The sequence below is a fragment of the Paenibacillus guangzhouensis genome (genome assembly GCF_009363075.1).
Classification (GTDB): Bacteria; Bacillota; Bacilli; order Paenibacillales; family Paenibacillaceae; genus Paenibacillus_K; species Paenibacillus_K guangzhouensis.
Genome location: NZ_CP045293.1, coordinates 4,551,383 through 4,569,073 on the forward strand (window position 1 = coordinate 4,551,383; position 17,691 = coordinate 4,569,073).

General features: G+C 49.8%; 12 protein-coding genes. All 12 read right to left on the reverse strand.

Annotated features, from left to right (window positions below; all coding sequences use genetic code 11):
- Positions 1 to 50 precede the first annotated feature (50 nt).
- The 12 genes from GCU39_RS20440 to GCU39_RS20495 all read right to left on the reverse strand — a co-directional run bounded on the left by GCU39_RS20440 (position 51) and on the right by GCU39_RS20495 (position 17,554).
- The gene (locus GCU39_RS20440) at positions 51 to 1,013 is read right to left on the reverse strand and encodes a carbohydrate ABC transporter permease (protein WP_152395206.1); all 963 of its coding nucleotides are present in this window, start codon (positions 1,011 to 1,013) and stop codon (positions 51 to 53) included.
- Between the two features lie 18 nt (positions 1,014 to 1,031).
- A complete protein-coding gene (locus tag GCU39_RS20445; protein ID WP_152395207.1) occupies positions 1,032 to 1,901 on the reverse strand; it encodes a carbohydrate ABC transporter permease in 870 nt (289 codons plus the stop codon).
- Between the two features lie 4 nt (positions 1,902 to 1,905).
- The gene (locus tag GCU39_RS20450; protein ID WP_152395208.1) at positions 1,906 to 4,263 is read right to left on the reverse strand and encodes a DUF5696 domain-containing protein; all 2,358 of its coding nucleotides are present in this window, start codon (positions 4,261 to 4,263) and stop codon (positions 1,906 to 1,908) included.
- Entirely contained in the window at positions 4,263 to 6,374 is a 2,112-nt protein-coding gene (locus GCU39_RS20455) for a YIP1 family protein (protein WP_152395209.1), read from the reverse strand. Before GCU39_RS20455 ends, GCU39_RS20450 begins: the two co-directional genes overlap by 1 nt.
- A 24-nt stretch (positions 6,375 to 6,398) precedes the next feature.
- Positions 6,399 to 7,313, reverse strand: coding sequence for a carbohydrate ABC transporter permease (locus GCU39_RS20460; RefSeq protein ID WP_152397351.1), 915 nt, complete (start codon positions 7,311 to 7,313; stop codon positions 6,399 to 6,401).
- Positions 7,313 to 8,308 (reverse strand): carbohydrate ABC transporter permease, encoded by a 996-nt coding sequence (locus GCU39_RS20465; protein ID WP_193726569.1) that lies wholly within the window; start codon positions 8,306 to 8,308, stop codon positions 7,313 to 7,315. Before GCU39_RS20465 ends, GCU39_RS20460 begins: the two co-directional genes overlap by 1 nt.
- Complete coding sequence (locus GCU39_RS20470; protein ID WP_152395210.1) at positions 8,298 to 11,264, reverse strand: extracellular solute-binding protein; 2,967 nt, start codon at positions 11,262 to 11,264, stop codon at positions 8,298 to 8,300. Before GCU39_RS20470 ends, GCU39_RS20465 begins: the two co-directional genes overlap by 11 nt.
- Positions 11,265 to 11,277: 13 nt before the next feature.
- Positions 11,278 to 12,396 carry an ABC transporter ATP-binding protein gene (locus tag GCU39_RS20475; protein WP_152395211.1) on the reverse strand — a complete coding sequence of 373 codons (1,119 nt, stop codon included), beginning with the start codon at positions 12,394 to 12,396 and terminating at the stop codon, positions 11,278 to 11,280.
- A 682-nt stretch (positions 12,397 to 13,078) separates the two neighbouring features.
- Entirely contained in the window at positions 13,079 to 13,858 is a 780-nt protein-coding gene (locus GCU39_RS20480; protein ID WP_152395212.1) for a hypothetical protein, read from the reverse strand.
- Positions 13,859 to 13,915: 57 nt separating this feature from the next.
- A complete protein-coding gene (locus tag GCU39_RS20485) occupies positions 13,916 to 15,280 on the reverse strand; it encodes a sensor histidine kinase (protein ID WP_152395213.1) in 1,365 nt (454 codons plus the stop codon).
- The gene (locus GCU39_RS20490; RefSeq protein ID WP_152395214.1) at positions 15,280 to 15,981 is read right to left on the reverse strand and encodes a response regulator transcription factor; all 702 of its coding nucleotides are present in this window, start codon (positions 15,979 to 15,981) and stop codon (positions 15,280 to 15,282) included. Before GCU39_RS20490 ends, GCU39_RS20485 begins: the two co-directional genes overlap by 1 nt.
- 211 nt (positions 15,982 to 16,192) lie before the next feature.
- Positions 16,193 to 17,554: an ABC transporter substrate-binding protein gene (locus GCU39_RS20495; RefSeq protein WP_152395215.1), complete on the reverse strand. Its 1,362-nt coding sequence runs from the start codon at positions 17,552 to 17,554 to the stop codon at positions 16,193 to 16,195.
- Positions 17,555 to 17,691 lie beyond the last annotated feature (137 nt).

Here is a 17,691-nt window from a genome sequence, read left to right on the forward strand (position 1 = left end):
TCAAAGAACATCAAGGATTACATTTTCACCATACCTTAGAAGGAACAGCTTTACTCGACTAAGCCAGTTCTCTCCACACTTTCGATAAAATAACGCTGTGCGAACAGATAGATCAACACGGGTGGCAGGATCGTCAAGAAGCTGGCCCCCATCTTAATCGGCTCTGCCACATATTCCGGGAAGCCGCCATTCTGAATGAATTGTCCTAAAGCCGTGTCAATGAACGTCATCTTCATCGCCAGCGGCATATCGCCCGTCGGACTGAGGAACATGCGCGGATAATAGGTATCATTCCACGTCCAGACGAAGGAGAATAGGAAGACGACCAGAATCGCAGGCCTAGCAAGCGGGAACATCACGCGGAAGTAGAACTTCAGCGCCGTGGCCCCGTCGATTCGTGCTGCCTCTTCCAGCGACTTCGAATGGGTCATGAAGAACTGCCTGAAGATGACGACGAACAAAGCTCCTTTGACCCCGAATCCGAAGATCGACGGCAGGATCAATGTGACCAGATGACCGTTCAGTCCCAATTTGGTATAGAACATAATGGTCGGCAGGATAATGACCTGCGGCGGAATGATGAACGCAAGCATCAGGAGGAAGAAAATCGTCCGTTTGAACGGTACATCCAATCGCGCCAGCGCATAGCCCGCCAACCCACAGGATATACAATGCAGTACCGCGACGCTCACAGCGATGAACAAGCTGATCATGAGCGAATTCTCGTAGTTCAGCAGCTTCCACGCCTCGGCCACATGGCCTAGATAGATGGAGGATGGTACCCATGTCACCGTCGGATCTACGAGATCTTTGACATTCATAACCATCTTCACGAGCATCTTCAGCATCGGATTCATGTAAATATACGAAGTAATAATTAGGACCGCATACAAGATCAGCTTAAACACAAGCCCTTGGTTAATTTCCTTTCCAAGCACCACATTCCGCATTTGCCTGACTCGGCGCTTCGTTAGAAATCGGCGGCCCTTCACGTCAGATAATATCGTCCGCATCTGCGTGTCCCCTCCCCTCTAGGCGTATGTTTTGGCATGTCTACGATTCATGAACGAATAGATCAAGATCACAAGCCCTAGAAAAATGATAATAATGAAGAAGTAAATCCAAGCCAGTGCACTGTTAAACCCGTAATTTCCTGTGTTCACCAGTTCAATGACCGGATTGGATGGGAAGGTGAACATATCAACGACAGTGTAGATTAAGTTAAGCAGAATGAATGGCGACATTGCCGGAAGCGTAATTTTCCAGAAGACTTCCCATGGGGTGGCCCCGTCAATTCGCGCCGATTCATACGCCGAAGTGGAGATGGTCTGCAGCCCGGCGAGGAAGATTAGAATCTGTACCCCGGAGTACCATAATACAAGCACGAAGTGATTCAGAACTTCCTTAACCGGCTTCGCCCAAGAGCTGTCTCCGAGAAATGTATCCAGATAACCGCCTAGCTCGAATCGCTCCAAGAACCCGAGATTTCCTTCCCCCTGATTAATAAACTGCAGGAGCACGGCCCCCGTCGAGAAGATAACTGGCAGGAAGAAGATGGCGCGGAACAAGAATCGCCCATACAGCTTCTGGTTCAATAGAATCGAGATCATCAAGGCAAAAATAACGATCACCGGCACCATCAGAACGACTTCTTGAAAATACGGAATCAACTTATCATAGAGCGCTGAGCTGTTCAGAATGATCTCCCGGTAGAACTTCAGCCCGACGAAATCATATGCCACCTTATTCGGTAGTATCTTCACGGTATGAAAGCTCATGTAGAGTGAAAAAAGGAGCGGAAACCCTAAGAAGGCGATAAAGCCGAACACCCACGGCGCTATGAATAGCGACCCTTCAAGCTTCCGCAAGGAACGAGCGGTAAGCATGCGTTTGCGACGCATAAGATCACGCACCTCCCTCTACCACAATAAAGTCTCTCGCTTTCACGACATGCTTCAAATCGACGTTATAAGGCGCCTCGTTGTAATTCACAATAATGCGTTTGCCTGTAGCGTAAGTCGTCTCGAACACGTCCTGTGCGAGCTGACGATGATTGGTTATGAATTCGCCCTGGACATTCCCTAGCGCTTCACTGTACCGCTGATATTGCGATACGATCTCTTGGATCCAATCTTTATAATACGTGCTATAGAACCGATCCAAATGCGTGGACTTGAGCAGTTCCTGTGGTCTAGCATACGTCACGATATAGGACGGCACTGCCCCGTATTCAATTCCTTTGAGGAAGTTCTCTTCATAATCGTCACTTAAATTCGCGTAATCGAAAGAATACGTCACAAGGCCGTGCAGGACCATTTCCGTAAAAGGAATAGCGCGATCCACGAACAAATCATACGAGTTCGTCGCAAACACATTGTGCATATGATTCACATACGGCAAGGTATACAGGTTGCCATCCGCCACTTGAACTTGGCCAAGCGCTTGCTTCGTCTGGTTCATAATCTCTTGCTGAATGTGCATGGCTTCCTCTCGTGATGCCTTATGTTCCTCGTTATAATCCGTATTCAGTTGATTCCCGATGCCCTGGCCGTACATATAACCATCCACCGCTAGATCCTTGGCATGCTGAAGATCATCCTGAATGACCGTCTGCATGAATTTTGGACTCACAAACGTGGTGCGTCGCTCATCCCAGGAATAGAATTCGATGACGGATGAACCGAGATCACGCAGTCCATCCCGCTTCACACGGAATCCGTCTTTGCCGGTATTGTTGAACGTATACGAGGAGGCATCCAGATAGACTGGAAAGCCGCTTGCATGCGCAAAATCAATGAATTGCTTCATGCCTTCATCCCCGCCAAGCTTCGCCCCCACCGGGAATACCCCGCCAAATTTGCTGTATCCGCCATTCTGCCAGCCGAGATACGTAATGGACATGTCATCGACGCCGAGGGCACCCAGCTCCTGTACAATTTCTTTCGCTTCCCCGGTCGTTGTGAGCGGGAGATACGAATCCCATAGAAATCCTTGCTCCGTGTCCGCCCCGAGAATATGCAGCTGAAGCTTCATCTCGGCTTCCTTGCCTTGAAGCGGCTTCAATCCCTGCTCATCGATCAAATACTGGCGATACCGATCTGCCATCTGCGCATAATCCACACCCGACTGTTGTAAGAAGTAGTATCGTACGGAACGATCCGATTTCGTCATTTCTTTGCTGTACATCAGATACCCGTTCTTCTTCTTCGTATCGGTCGGTTGGAAGAACTTGAACCGGTACTGGAATTCCGCGGCGGCCCAGTTGTATTGGCTGAAGGAGCCGGAAGGCGCCGCCACAACGTTCGCATAATCATCGCCTTCGCGAATGACGCCGACCATCGCCTGATCGGCGGATTTGATACCGAAGACCGGCATTTTGACCGATTTGCGTTCCGACATGATGTTGCGATTGCTATAAGCCCAATCATCGCCGTAGACGCGCTCCGTGTACAAGTTCTGCGTGCCAGCGCGGTATTTCTTAAAATCGATCACCGCCCCAGACCCGTCCGGGATGAGCAGGAACCCATCTTCGTCATCCGATGTCTGTGCGCCGAGGAAAGGGAAGAGTCGAAGTGAGACAAGTCTTGCCAGCGGATCTTTCTTCTTCGTCTTCAATTCTTCCGCCGTATAGACGCGTTCGTCCTTCAGACCTTCGGACAGTACCTTCGTCTCGACGTAGTCCTCACCGAGTGTCACTTCCACCGGGATGGTGAATCCAAGCTCAGGTAGCTCATATTGAATTCGGAATCCGTGCTCTGTCGCTTCGAATTGTGATACCGTTCCCTTCTGAGCAATCAAGTTCGATTCCTTGAGCAAGTCCTTGCGAATATTAAACTCAACATAACGAAACATGAAGGGTGATGCGAGATGATCCTTCCAAGCCGCCGTATTGGATTTCTCCTTCCAATCCTCGGGATTCGGGAATGACCGCCACACGTCTCCCGTCTGCTTATTTACCACTACGAAATGTCCTGTATTCAGATCCACTTTCAATTGTAACCGCTGATTCTCTACCAGAAGTTTGAACGTCCGCTCATCAGGTAATCCGCTTGTTACCGGCGTCCCTGCTGCTGCGATCTTCACGCTAGCCGGCTTCGCCTTTTCTTGTTGCGCCGCTAGCTGAATGGACGAGGTTGCCGATTGCTGCTGCGACGAGGTAGATCCAGAATCGGATGAGGCGAAAATCAACCCCGCAACCGCAGACACAGATATGATGCATGCCGTCATCGTGAGCAGTAATTTCTTCGAACGAAATAATCGCATCACATCGATACCTCCTGATAAATCGTGTAGATGAAGTTGCTGAACTCGGAAGACAGGCCGACCAGAATGAAGATCATCACCCATAGAATCATCATCGTCACGGCGGTAAGCAGAATATTGACGACCGTCTCACCCACGCCGTAATTCTGCATCGCTTGGATATTCCAGAAGAAGAGCAGCCCGCTCCAGAGCATCATCGCCCATTCAATCGCATGATAGATCGATGCTTCGCTTAGCGTGAGCCCGTTCGAGATCAAAGCGAGCGGCAAGCCGAACAACACAACAGGGAAGAGCGCGTAGGAGCTGCCCATGAATACGTCCTTGAACCTTGCCTCCCCTTGCCGAATCGAACCGATCAAATAATTGCAGATAACCCATGATAACCAGACCGACATGAAGATGATCAGCATCGAGCTGGCACCCTTCTCATAATCCGGAACGGGATTGAACGTGAAACTGGAGTAATACGTCTTCACCAGAATCATGACGAGTGTCAGGACGAGAAGGATCAATGCGCTAATATAACTACCTTTGTGCCGATACCGAAGATCGCCGAATCCATCAATCGGATGCTTCAGAATATAGAACACATGCTTGAACTGCTGATACCATCGCTGGTGGTCGAGCAGCGTCGTCTTCGGCAGAATTCTGAACTTGTACTTTCGCTTCAACAGTCCGATGATCCAGATCAAGACGCCAAGTCCAATAAGGATATTCGCGAACATCGCAAAATTCTTCTGGAACCATCCTAACCGCAGCTGCCAGAATGAATCGGAGAATCCGTCCTCATCCCCAGCAAGCTTGAACATATCACGTGCGAGTTCGTAATCCCCGCGGTAGAAAGCAGCCTGCGCAATGCCTTGAAAGGCTGGGGAGAAGTGGGCATTCAGCTTCAGCACCTTATTCCAGTACTTCTCGCCTTCGATATATTTGCCGTCCTGCATGAACTTGTACGCCGCCTGCACAGTCGATCCGAATTCCGTCGGCTTATAGACTTGAACAAGATTGAGCGCTTCGTCCAGGATGAATACTTCGTTCCGTGAATTGGTGGCGATCGCTGTCGGCGCCTTCGTTAACCCAATTAACGAATTTCCCGTCGTTGAACTGCCGCTCCAATAGAACAGCAATTCGCCATTCCCGTCATACTGGGAAATGATGTTCCGCGACTTATCGATCATGAGGATATTCCCGTTTCGATCGACGGAAACGTCGGTTAACTGCGGCTCGATCGGTTCGCTGCTATCGCGCCGATAAGCTTTGTTCTTGTCGAAATCGATATCCTTCTCTTTCCACAAGTCTTCGCCGCGGATGTTAAGCTTCTTCACCTGCTCCGACTTGGAGCCTGAGACAGTATAGATGAAGCCTTGTTCGTCAATTTCAATGTTACGGATCGTTACGGGCAGCAGGCGGACTTGCCGGCTTAGCTGCTCCTTCGTATAGAATTGTCTGCGGATTTTGTCCATGAGATTGACTTCCGTCTTGTTCGTTCCGAAGAACTTCAGGAAGTTCCCCTCGGGATCAAATTCGATAATGCCGTTATAGCTCCCTTTGGATACCACATAGATGAATCCGCGTTGGTCGACGACCATGTTCGTCGGTTCATAGACGAATTGTTCATTCATGAAGCTCGACTTCGGCCGTTTTATCTCTTGCAGGAGTCGACCCTCCCGATTGGTGTGCACGACCCGTTTGTTGCCCGTATCCGCGATGAAGATGTCCCCTTGCTCGGTCACGAACACCCCGTGCGGCTGATTCAGCGGACTCTCTGGCAGCGTAATGATCCGCACCAGCTCACCGCTCGGATTCAGATGAATGATGCGATTGTTATCCGTATCGGCAATGAAGATGTGATCGTTCCGATCAATGAACAAATCTTGCGGCCGTTGCATCGGCGTATAGCTCATCTCGCCTTGCTTGTTCAGCGTCGGAATATCTCTCGCGATGACGCCTTTCGGTGCGTAGGCAGGTTGGGTCATAATCGTACGATCATAGCTGTCCTTCGTAAATGTCCGGTATGGCACATCTGCGAACGCAGCGGTTGGAAACAGTGTTATCGTCATCAAGCAAACAAGCCATAACGCTAGCTTCCGTCTGCCGTGATTGGTTTTCATGTCTTTACCCCCTTCTCCTATCGCTTATTTAATCCCCGAATGCGCCATCGTTGTAATGACCTTCCGCTGGGAGACTAAGAACACAAGCAAGGATGGAATGAACATGATCAATGCGCCGGCCGCCGCCGCGCCTTGCCTTGCCACCGAGTTGGCCAAGTTCGACGTTAGCGTCCCCATATAGAACGGCAGGGTCTTCATCGCGTCATCCTGCATGAACAAGGTCGACGTCTCCGCATTCCCCCAAGCCGATTGGAACGCCAGAATCGTAATCGTCGCCATCGCCGGCGATACAATCGGAATGACGATGCGCAGGAAGATGAAGAACTCCGGTGCGCCGTCAATTTTGGCCGCTTCAATTAATTCGTTCGGAACCTGGTCCATGAACTGTTTCAGGAGGAATACCCCAACAGGCATGGCAATCATCGGCAGTACGTGTCCAAGGTATGTATTCATGATGCCAAGGCTCTGTACAACCACGAATCGCGGAATCGCAATCGCTTCCGTCGCGAATAAGAGCGAGGTGAGGACCAAGCCGAACACCAGCTTCGACCCGGGGAACTTGTGCTTCGCGAGCGGATAAGCGCACATCGCGCCGAAGATCACCATCCCAAGCGTGGCTAAGAACGTTACGACGATGCTGTTGAAGATATATCTGGCAACCGGCACCACCGTCGATTCGGTTAAGGCCAGCAGCTCAGAGAAGTTCTGGATTGTCGGTTCTCTGACCACGAAGGTCGGAGGGAACAAGAACAATTCATGCAGTGGCTTAAACGCATGGTTAAAGATATAGAAGAGCGGCAGCAGCATGAAAATAGCCAGTGGCGTTAGGCCGATGGCTATGCCGATCTGCGTACGATCCACTTGCCTTACGGCAAAGATGAAATCCTGCCATCTCCCCGCCCATGTCCGCTTCGTCGTCATCAATGGAATCTCTTGCATCATTCATCCTCCTTCGGTCCGAACAGCTTCCAGAACAGCTTGCTCAGCAGGAAGCACATGATGAGCAGTACGATGGAGATCGCACTGGCATAACCCAGTTCAAAACGTATAAAGCCAAAGTCCCCAATATGATCGATCATGAGCTGCCCGGCATAGTTCGGCGTCGGATTGCTTCCCGTCAGCGTTGAACCGAGCCCCCCCGACTTGAGCGTATGAACGATGGACATAATCGCGGCGAACAGCATTTGCGGCTTCATCATCGGGATCGTGATATACCATACTTCCTGCAGCCGGCTCGAAATGCCGTCGATTCGCCCGGCCTCATACAATTGTTTATCCACGTTAAGAATACCCGCCAAAATCGCCAGGAAGCCGATCCCCATACTGGACCAGATCGAGATCACGATCATGATGTTCAGCAAATAATCTTTATCGATCAGGAAGTATAGCGGCTTGTCGATCAAGCCCCATTTGAGCAAGAAGCTATTGATATAACCGGACCGATCACCCGTGAACATAACCGTCCATACGACCGTCATCGCCACCCCTGCGGACAAGGACGGTGCATACATCGCTAAGGCATACCAGGTACGAAGCGTCGATGGCAACTGTGCGATTAACCACGCGAGAATAAAGGCGAAGATGTAACCAATTGGGCCAACGAACAACGCGAACTTGAATGAGTTCGGCAGGACATGCTGCAAGAATACGATATCCTGCGAGAACAGATTCTGATAGTTCATCCACCCCCGCCACGTCGGGAACTCAATCGCATTGAAGTACGTGAAGCTTAGCAAGAAGCCAGCGACAACCGGGATCAGAATGAAGATCACAAACAATACGAGAAAAGGAAGGATAAACAAATAGGACAACCGGTATTTCCATATTTCACTGAACAAGTAGCTCAGCTTCTGCGATAATCTACTCTTCGTCTGACCAAGCCCTGCTGGTGCAGGACTTGGATGGTCAGAAAGGATCGGTGTTCTAGTCGACATCCACTTCCGCTCCCTTCCATGGTACTGTCACTTGAGGAAGATCCAGCTTCTTCAATACATTGCCGTCGCTGTCCGTGAAGTTGAACTCCTGCTGCTTGCGCCGGAGCTCCCGATTGATTTCTTTGATCGCTTTCTCCAAGGATATCCGTACATTCTCCCCGTCAATTGCGACGCGGTTCCACGCGAATCCGAGCTCCCGCAGCGTCATATAACCGCCGGGAACGTTCGGAATATCTTTGATCCATTTCCACTGTTCGAGAATGGCCTGCAAATCTTCGGTCTTCCATGGCATATTCACGAACGCATTCACGTTCGCCGAATTCCACCGGAATGCCTCGCCGCGATACTGCTCCAGATTTAGTCCATATTCGGTCTGGATTTCATCCGACATGTACCACTGAAGGAACTTCCAGGCCAAATCTTGTTTTTCCTTCGGCGTATCGTTGAACAGGACGCTAGCCGTCGGTGTAATGCCTGCACCGCCAGACCATCTGGCGATCGTGCCGTCGGGTTGCTTCGTCCCCGGAATCGGTGCGATGCCCCATTCGTTCAGAATTTCCGGCGCTGCGACAAGCAACTGCATGTATTGATTGAAATCCGCAATGCCGATCGGCAGCGTCCCATCCCGGAACTGGTTATAGAAGCTGGCCACTTGTCGTTCCAACCCGTAGACATTGAAGAGATCCGTCCACTTCTTGAACGCTTCGAATGCTTGCGGTTCGCCAAGCGCCGTCGATAGGCCATCCTGCGTATACAGCTCTACTCCATTCTGGAAGAACAAGTAGGAGAAGTCGGCCGGATCGACATAGAAATTGCTCTCATTCTGGAGTAGGGTTGGCAGCATCGCATAGACATCATCCCAAGTATTTGGTACCGACAGCCCGAGCTGCTTCAGAATGTCCTTGCGATAGAACAGCACTTTGAAATTGGTCGTCTCTGGAATTCCGTAAATGCCGCCGTCATAGCGATACGGAATCATCGCGCCAGGATGGAAGCTGTCGACAAGTTTGTCGGCCCCCGGCAGTTGATGCAGATCTAGTGCCGCGTGACGCAGAGCCAAATCGAAAATAGACGTATTCGTCACGCCAATAGCGACATCCGGCAGGATGCCCGCGGCTTTACCCAAGACGAGCAAGTCAGGCGACTGGATCAAATTCACCTTCACACGGACACCCGTCTGCGGGGTGAATTTCTCATCAGAGAGCTGCTGCAGTTCATCGACGTAGTCTCGCCCCTTGAACATCCAGACATTAAGCTCTTGATCATTCTGGCGGCTCAGCTGATTATCCGCCGTGAACGAGTAGTAGAGGGACGCGAACATCCCACCGACCTTCTCGAAGAATCCTGCTTCCATCCGCGGCAACGCCGCATCGACGGGTGCGATGAACAGCTTATCAATTTGTAATTGGCTATCCATCAATTGCGACCGCTGGGATTCCAGCTTCTCCTGCAGCGATCCGATCGTTAATTGGCTATACGGAATCTCGTTCGGTTCATCAAGCAGATCCTTCAGATCCTGCACCGAGGTGCGGAACGTCTGCGACACGCTGTTCGTCTCTTGATTGATCTGACCCATCTGTTCGGTGAGCAATTCGAATTGCTGCTTCAGCCGCTGCAGACGGTCCGTAATGCCTGGAATGTCCTTCGCAACGTCCCATACACGGTACTCATCTTCACTGTTGCCTGTCGCGATGCGAATCTCTTGCGAAATATTGCGAATCTCCGAGGACATTTGATCGATCAACGCAAGCATTGGCACATAAGGCTCATAGCCCGCTTCGAGCCGAATCGAATGTTTTCCCTTGGTCAAATGGAAAGTGTACGGCTCATTTTCTCCTTGCTCTAGCGTTGCTCCATACCAATCGGAGTGGTAGGCGAAGGGATAGTTCGAGAGCTCCTTGAACGGAACTCGCCCGTCGATGGAGATCGTTCGGAAAGCCGATAGATTTTTGCGGAAGTTCTGTTTGACGCGGAAAGCGATCTTGTAAAGACCATCCTCCGGCACATCGAAATCCCATGATACCGCTTGCCCTCCCTTATACCAGACCGAACCGCCAATCGTATTGAAGCGCACAAGATCTAATGATTTCGGCGTTGTTAACGGGCTCCGGTCATATTGCGTTTGAATGGATGATGAGTTTTTGGATGTGAAATTCTCCGCTTCAAGTTCGATGATGTTCTGCGCGGTTGCTGTGGTTGAAGGGTATGCCTGATGTACTTCATCATAGGATTGAATTGTTGAAGGCGCTTGCAAACGAATAGATTTTATCGCTACTGGCTGACGCAGCACCGCGATGCGAATGGTATTCTTCCCTTTCTTCAAATGCCATAAGAGCGGCGTCGCATAAGCGTTCTGGGAATCACGAATCACCTTGCTCTTCCAGCCTGTAATCTCGGTTAACAGTGAACGCAGCTGATTCCCGTCCGCATCGAATTTCTCCGGCTTCTGGTCGACGAATTCCCGCTCGAACGAGATGCTGTGCGCCTCCCGGTAAGGGAATTGTCCATTCAGCTGGATCGTCATCATCACCGGCTGTTTGCTGCCGCCATCTTCCTCCGTATACGGGAAATACTCAGCAGCCATTTCATAAAGCCCCTCTTGCTCCACATCCACCACATATTCGATCCATCCTCGCGGCTTAGACCAGAGCAGTACGTCGTTCTCCCCTTGATAGGAGCCCATCTGCACGGCAGCGTCTGGCGATTGATTCGCAATTGACTTTAAATGGATTGGAATGTCTCTCATTCCTGCTGGAACCTGATCCTTCTCCCACTGCTTCTTCACTTCGTAGAAGTAAGGATCCTGCGAGAGGGGATTGCTCATGATTTCTGAGGGATCGGCTTTTGCCTGCTCTCCGTCTGAATGGCGCGGAAAACCGGCTACACCAAGTACAGCCACAGAAAGAATCATGATGATCAAGGGATAGCTGACTGCCTTGTACCATCGTTTTGCCATCTGTCTCCCTCCATTAATCCGTTAATAAAATTTCAGTCTCTTTGTGGAAAAAGAGCGCTTTGTTCATATCCACGGCGACAGACGCGCGCATGCCGTCATCAAAGTGATACCTCGGATGCGCCCGGGCCACGAACCGTTTATCCATCCCGATATCCATGTGATAATAGCGATCCGATCCGACGAACTCGCTGAATTCCATAATCCCGTTCACCGTGGAGTGTGGATACGTCTCAAGCATGATCTCCTCAAAGCTGATATTCTCCGGACGAATCCCGAGAATCACGACACGATCCACGAGGTTCAGCTTGCGTAATTGTGAAGCATGGCGCTCCGTTAATTGCAGCGAGAATCGATTCGTGTGGAATTCAAGGTACCCGTTATTCTCTTGCAGTTTGCCTTGAATGAAGTTCATTGGCGGGTTCCCGATAAATTTGGCGACGAACAGATTCGTCGGATGGTTATAGACACGTTCCGGTGTATCCACCTGCTGGACGATCCCTTTCTCCATGACCACAATCCGGTCGCCCATCGTCATGGCCTCAATCTGATCATGCGTCACGTAGATGGTGGTTACACCGATTTTCTTATGTAAGCTGACAATTTCGGAGCGCATCAGGACGCGAAGCTTCGCATCCAAGTTCGAGAGCGGTTCATCCATTAAGAAGGCTTGCGGCGTTCTTACGATGGCCCGTCCCAGCGCGACCCGCTGGCGTTGGCCCCCGGAGAGCTCCTTCGGCCTGCGATCGAGGAAGTTCTCGATTTCGAGTACGCGTGCCGCCCGCTTCACCGCGAGGTCAATCTCATGCTTCGGGAGCTTCCGCATCCGCAATCCGAACGCAATATTTTCGTATACTGACATATTTGGATACAGCGCATAATTCTGGAACACCATCGAGATATCCCGTTCCTTGGGAGGGATGTCATTCACGATCGTATCGCCGATATAGATTTCACCTTCCGATACATCTTCAAGCCCTGCGAGCATGCGCAGCGTAGTCGATTTCCCACAGCCTGAAGATCCAACGAAGACGAGAAATTCTTGATCCTTCACATCCAAATTAAAGTCCTTCACGGCATATTCCTGATATTTTCCATAGCGCTTGTGCACATGATTAAACACGATTCTCGACATGATACCCCTCCTAGGCTATAGATGTGCATATCTATATACCTTGATACTAGCAATTTTAGTGTGAGCATAGTGTGTGATTGTTGTGGATTTCGTGTGAAGATGGGACAACGAGTGGAATGAGAGTGGGCGAATACTCGTTATGTTTGAGCACGGGGAGGGGATTGGCAGGAGGCACCACCCGCTGTTAAAAAACGTGTGGATTGAATGAAATTTAGCGGAGTTCACACGTTTTTTAAAGGCGGACGCTACCGCTTCTCCACCCCCTGCCCATCCTCCTTCTATTCCACGTTAGTGCGGGGTTCGACTTCTTTACAACCCACTCGTAGTGCCTGTGGGAGGTGAGAAGGGCTATAGTGGATTTTCGCAGTGTAGGTATTCACATTGGCCGCTCGACAGTGTCTATATTGGATTCCTGCACTATTTTTTGCACTTTTGCATAGGAAAATGGAGATCTGAGCCTGCTATCCTGCTACGATCCAACATAGCACCAAGATAGCGTGAAAAAGGGCTTCTACACTGCACAGAATCCAACATAGGGCGCAAGTTGGAAGAGATAACCCAACCCACAAAATACCCAACAGAAGAACGACTTCATCGCAAATAGCGCGATAAGCGTTCTGACACCAAACATAAAAAGGCCGCCCCCATGTAAATTCACTGGGACAGCCTCTTATTAACCACATTATACTTCTATCTCCATACGCGCCTGACACAACACCCTCATCAATGCGAGTTGGATCGCCGAAATCACGTAAGCGCTAATCACAATTCCCACGAGGACCGCATATGGACTCCACCACTGATGAATGAGCGTGCTCATCAACCCGGACGGGACGAACAACCCGAGTACGAGCAGCATCGTCTTCACCCAAGATTGCTTGAAGTATTGCCAACTGCGGTGCAGAGCCGTACCCAGCTGACTTCGATCCAAGACGATCGTGAACTCCAGATAGATGAACAGGATCCGCAGCACGATGAAGACCACTAAAGCTAGAAACAGACCAATTTCTTGGAACAGCATCACCAGCAAGGTCGTCACCGCGGTCTTGGCAAACATGATCATCAAATAGAGAAATACAAATCGAATCCCATAAGCCCTGCCGTCTCGCATAAACTGTCCGAGGGTCGCCGTCTCACCAAGCGCCGCCTGCCGAAGCGTGCTAATATACCCGCCTTGCGCAAAGGTCATCAAGAGCAGCATCGCTATGACCACAGCCCAGCCAATCGTCGGCACGCCAGGAAGGTTCATGAATTGAAGCTGATTCGGCAGTAATGGAATATTAATCAAATAGCTGACCGATGGTACACCCATCTCAAGAATAAGCCGATACGAGATCATAGGCGTTCCAACAAACCCAACAAGCGCTAGCCCGAGCACGAAAGCGAGCAGATCCAGGGCAATCGGGCATAAGATTAGTATCGGATAACGAAGAACCTGCGCAAAGGCGCGTTGAATCCCCATCCTGGTTGTACCTCCATGGTCACATGATATATCGCAGTATCCCAGCCTTACACTTGCTTAATGTATGGACTTGGCCAGCGGTAAATGTAGTCGAAACGTCGAACCCTCGCCTAACTCGCTCTCGGCATCGATCGTTCCTCCATGGGCTTCGATCAAAGCTTTGGCAATGCTTAAGCCTACCCCAATCCCGCCCGTGCCGCGCGAACGCGCTTTATCCGCACGATAGAATCGGTTGAAGATCAGCGGCAAATCATGCTCTGAGATACCGATCCCACTGTCGATACAGTACATGGTCACGGTATGCGCATCCTTCATCGTCAATCCGACCGCAATCGTGCCGCCCGTTGGCGTATATTTAATCGCATTCGATATCACATTCGTAATCACTTGAATCAGACGATCTGCATCGACCCGAACCGGGCATGGCACATGCAAATGATGTAGATGACATGTAATGCCTTTATCTTTGACGAGAAAGATCATGTTCTCATAGACATCCTTCACCAGTTCCCTCAGATCGACCTGCTGCATAGCCAATTGAAACCTCGCACCTTCTGCCTCCGACAACTTCTCGACCTCATCTACCAGCCGACATAGTCGATCAATCTCGGAATAGATGCGATTCAAATTCTCTTCATTGACCGGATAAATACCGTCGATCAGTGCTTCCATACGTGAAAGCATTGAAGTGAGCGGTGTTCGCAATTCATGCGTCAAATCCTGCATCGACTGTTTGCGCCATGTCTCCTGCTTCGTGAAATCCGCAGATAACGTATTAATCGCTTCGGTGAGCTGGTCCAGTTCCTTCGTTCCGGCTGTCGGGATGACAATGTCGCGATGTCCGCTCGTAATGAGCGCCGCCATCTCCCCGCTTGTCCGCATAGACCGCGATAACCATCGCGCCAAGAGATAGCTCACGAGAATTGCAATAAGAACCACGACAATTATGCTTCCTTGATTTTGATGCACGAGATTGCTAGCCAGAAATGCGAGATACGGGATATGCTGGACATTATTCAAATCAACGAATGTATCTAAATAACCAAGCAGCACCCCATTGACCGAAATCGGTACACTTACCGTATACGGTTTAGTCCATTGATGCGATTTAGGGACAGAATCGAACAGCACGTTCTGATGATCCGGCCCATAATAACGGACATGCATGGCGTAGATGTTAACCGCCTTCCGCATCCACTCCGTCTGCTCCTTTGAGAGCATCCCCGGTTCAAGATTCGAGCGGAGAGTAAAGGCCATTTTATGCGTCTGATCGCGGATCACTTGCTGCTTATACGCTGTCAATGATTCATTCCATGTCAGGCTGAGGAACAAACCCGCGACCACCATTAGAAGAATCGATGTCATCATCAGCGTAAAAAACAGAATGAATTGTGTTCTCCGCAGCATACCGTACTTCCCCATCAGAATCCCTCATCCGAGTGATAGGCGAACTTGTAACCGCCACCAATTTTGGTCACGATGTAGACCGGATTTTTGTGATCTTCTTCGATCTTCTTGCGAATATTTTTAATATGCGTATCCGTCGTACGGCCGTCCCCGATATCTCGATACCCTTGCACTTCATAGGATAATTCTTGCCTTGAATACAGTTTGTTCGGATTCTTCACCAGCACGCTGAGCAGCTTGAATTCCGTAATGGTGAGATTCGCCGGTTTGGAATTCACATAGACTTCCTTCGACTCAAAGTTAATAACGAGATTGCCCCGGTTGAACCGCATGACGGTCTGATTGTTCACGGAGAACATATTCATCCGGCGCTGGATCGCACGAATACGCGCAATCACTTCTTTCATCCGGAACGGCTTCGTAATATAATCATCCGCCCCGAGATTCAGCCCGTTGATTGTGTCCATCTCCTGCGCCTTGGACGTAATCATAATAATCGGGATGTTCGAAAATTTGCGAATTTGCTTGCAAATCTCCTCTCCTGATACACCCGGTATCATCAAATCCAGCAGCAGCAAATCAAACTTAAAATTGTAAATTTTCTGAAGCGCATCATTACCATCTTCGGAAGTATGCACCGTCCAACCTTCGTTAATGAGATACGACTGTAATACATTGCGAATCGAATCATCGTCCTCTACGATGAGAATGTTCATGCTGCTGTCACCCCTCAGAACTATAGTTGATTTGAAGCGATCTATAAGAGCGCGGCGGCTCTATGGGCTGCTGAAGTTTGTTGCCTAGAAAGGACTCTATTAATATAGCATCGAACCCTACTTGGCTCAAGGATTTCCTCTACTACCAGATTTGCACAAAAACACCCGACCATCTCTATAAGAAATGATCGAGTGCTCCATGCCGCACGACTTAATGCGCCTTCGCCATCGCTTCTTTAATTTTCGTCTCCGACTCTTCCTTCAGTACGCGCAGGAACTCTTGGATATTCATGTCGGACTCTGCGAATTTGGAGAGACTGCCGGGGATATCGACATATTGATCCCACTTACTAACCGTTTTCGGCACTGCCGCTTCGCGGGAGAAGAAGGCTTGAATATTTTTACCTTTGTAGATATCGAGATCGGCGCCGAATTCTGCATAGACTTTCGGATCGGTGAGCACTGGCGGGTCTCCCGCCTTCGCCAACTTTGTCTGCTTCTCCGCTGACACGTATTCGGCCAGCACCTGGAATGCAGCATCTTTATGTTCACTATATTTATTAATCACATAAGGATGGGAACCAGACGGAGGCGCGATGTTAGGTAAATCTGCCCATACCGGCACAGGGACCGAGTCCATATTTTTAGCGACTTCTGGATCACCAATGCCCCATTTGATGTACCCCGGCCACGATACGATCATCGCAACATTCTTTTTCCCGAAGGCATAGTCTTTTCTAGCTTCGGGGTCGCGATCGTATATACCGGGGATACTATAGAATTTCTTCATCAGTTCCAGATATTTCGTCATTTCAGGCTTCTTATCGATCAAGACTTCACCCGTCTTCGGATCCGTCAGATTCGTATTCAATTCGAGCAGCGGCACGAGCGCTTCGTAGCCTGAGAATCCAGGACCCATCTCAAGGCCTCGATATTGGATGCCATCACGTTCACCTGTTAACTGCTTCGCAAGATCAACCATTTCCTCCCACGTCATATTTTCGGATGGATACGGCACCCCGAACAAATCGAACACTTCTTTGTTGTAGTACATCGTATAGTTGTCGCTGCTCGAAGGCATACCTGTAAGCTTGCCCTCAGGATTAACCGCACGCCAGTAGGCCAGAATCGAAGGATCAATCGCGCTCTCATCGAAATTATGCTTCGCCATCAGATCATCGAGCGGCTCAATCATGCCTAGCTCCTCTAGCGGTTCAATGCCCCAGTTCGCGAATATAATATCCGGAACGATCTGCTTCGCATTCAGCTCTTGCAGCGGCTCCAGCTTCGCTTGCGCATCGACCAATTCAATCTTGATATTCGGAAGCTTCTCATCAATATCTTTAAATAGATTATCGAAAAAGCCTTGTCCCCATGGATACAAAATTTTCACCGTTACTTCTTCTGTCGAACCTGTAGTCGTTGTATCTCCTTGTGCGACGGCGTCAGTTGTCTCCTTCGCCGTCTCCGTAGCTTCTTTCTGTTCGCTAGGAGCTGATGAACCGCATCCAGCAAACAATGTTATCATCATCGATAGAACAAGCAGCAGAACGAATGGATGTTTCATTTTCATACGACATTGGCCTCCCAAGATAGTCATGTACTCCATACAAGCTAGCGATTCTCTGGTGAATTTTTGTCTGGTACCCCTCTTTTATTTGCAGAATATGGAATCGAATTCAGAGAAATCATAACAAATACGATGTGAAG

Excerpts from the sequence above, each read along its gene's own strand:
- GCU39_RS20450 (WP_152395208.1), bottom strand. The coding sequence starts at position 4,263 with ATGCGATTATTTCGTTCGAAGAAATTACTGCTCACGATGACGGCATGC.
- GCU39_RS20470 (WP_152395210.1), bottom strand. The coding sequence starts at position 11,264 with ATGGCAAAACGATGGTACAAGGCAGTCAGCTATCCCTTGATCATCATG.
- GCU39_RS20490 (WP_152395214.1), bottom strand. The coding sequence starts at position 15,981 with ATGAACATTCTCATCGTAGAGGACGATGATTCGATTCGCAATGTATTA.
- GCU39_RS20480 (WP_152395212.1), bottom strand. The coding sequence starts at position 13,858 with ATGGGGATTCAACGCGCCTTTGCGCAGGTTCTTCGTTATCCGATACTA.
- GCU39_RS20475 (WP_152395211.1), bottom strand. The coding sequence starts at position 12,396 with ATGTCGAGAATCGTGTTTAATCATGTGCACAAGCGCTATGGAAAATAT.
- GCU39_RS20485 (WP_152395213.1), bottom strand. The coding sequence starts at position 15,280 with ATGGGGAAGTACGGTATGCTGCGGAGAACACAATTCATTCTGTTTTTT.
- GCU39_RS20455 (WP_152395209.1), bottom strand. The coding sequence starts at position 6,374 with ATGAAAACCAATCACGGCAGACGGAAGCTAGCGTTATGGCTTGTTTGC.
- GCU39_RS20460 (WP_152397351.1), bottom strand. The coding sequence starts at position 7,313 with ATGCAAGAGATTCCATTGATGACGACGAAGCGGACATGGGCGGGGAGA.
- GCU39_RS20445 (WP_152395207.1), bottom strand. The coding sequence starts at position 1,901 with ATGCGTCGCAAACGCATGCTTACCGCTCGTTCCTTGCGGAAGCTTGAA.
- GCU39_RS20495 (WP_152395215.1), bottom strand. The coding sequence starts at position 17,554 with ATGAAAATGAAACATCCATTCGTTCTGCTGCTTGTTCTATCGATGATG.
- GCU39_RS20440 (WP_152395206.1), bottom strand. The coding sequence starts at position 1,013 with ATGCGGACGATATTATCTGACGTGAAGGGCCGCCGATTTCTAACGAAG.
- GCU39_RS20465 (WP_193726569.1), bottom strand. The coding sequence starts at position 8,308 with ATGTCGACTAGAACACCGATCCTTTCTGACCATCCAAGTCCTGCACCA.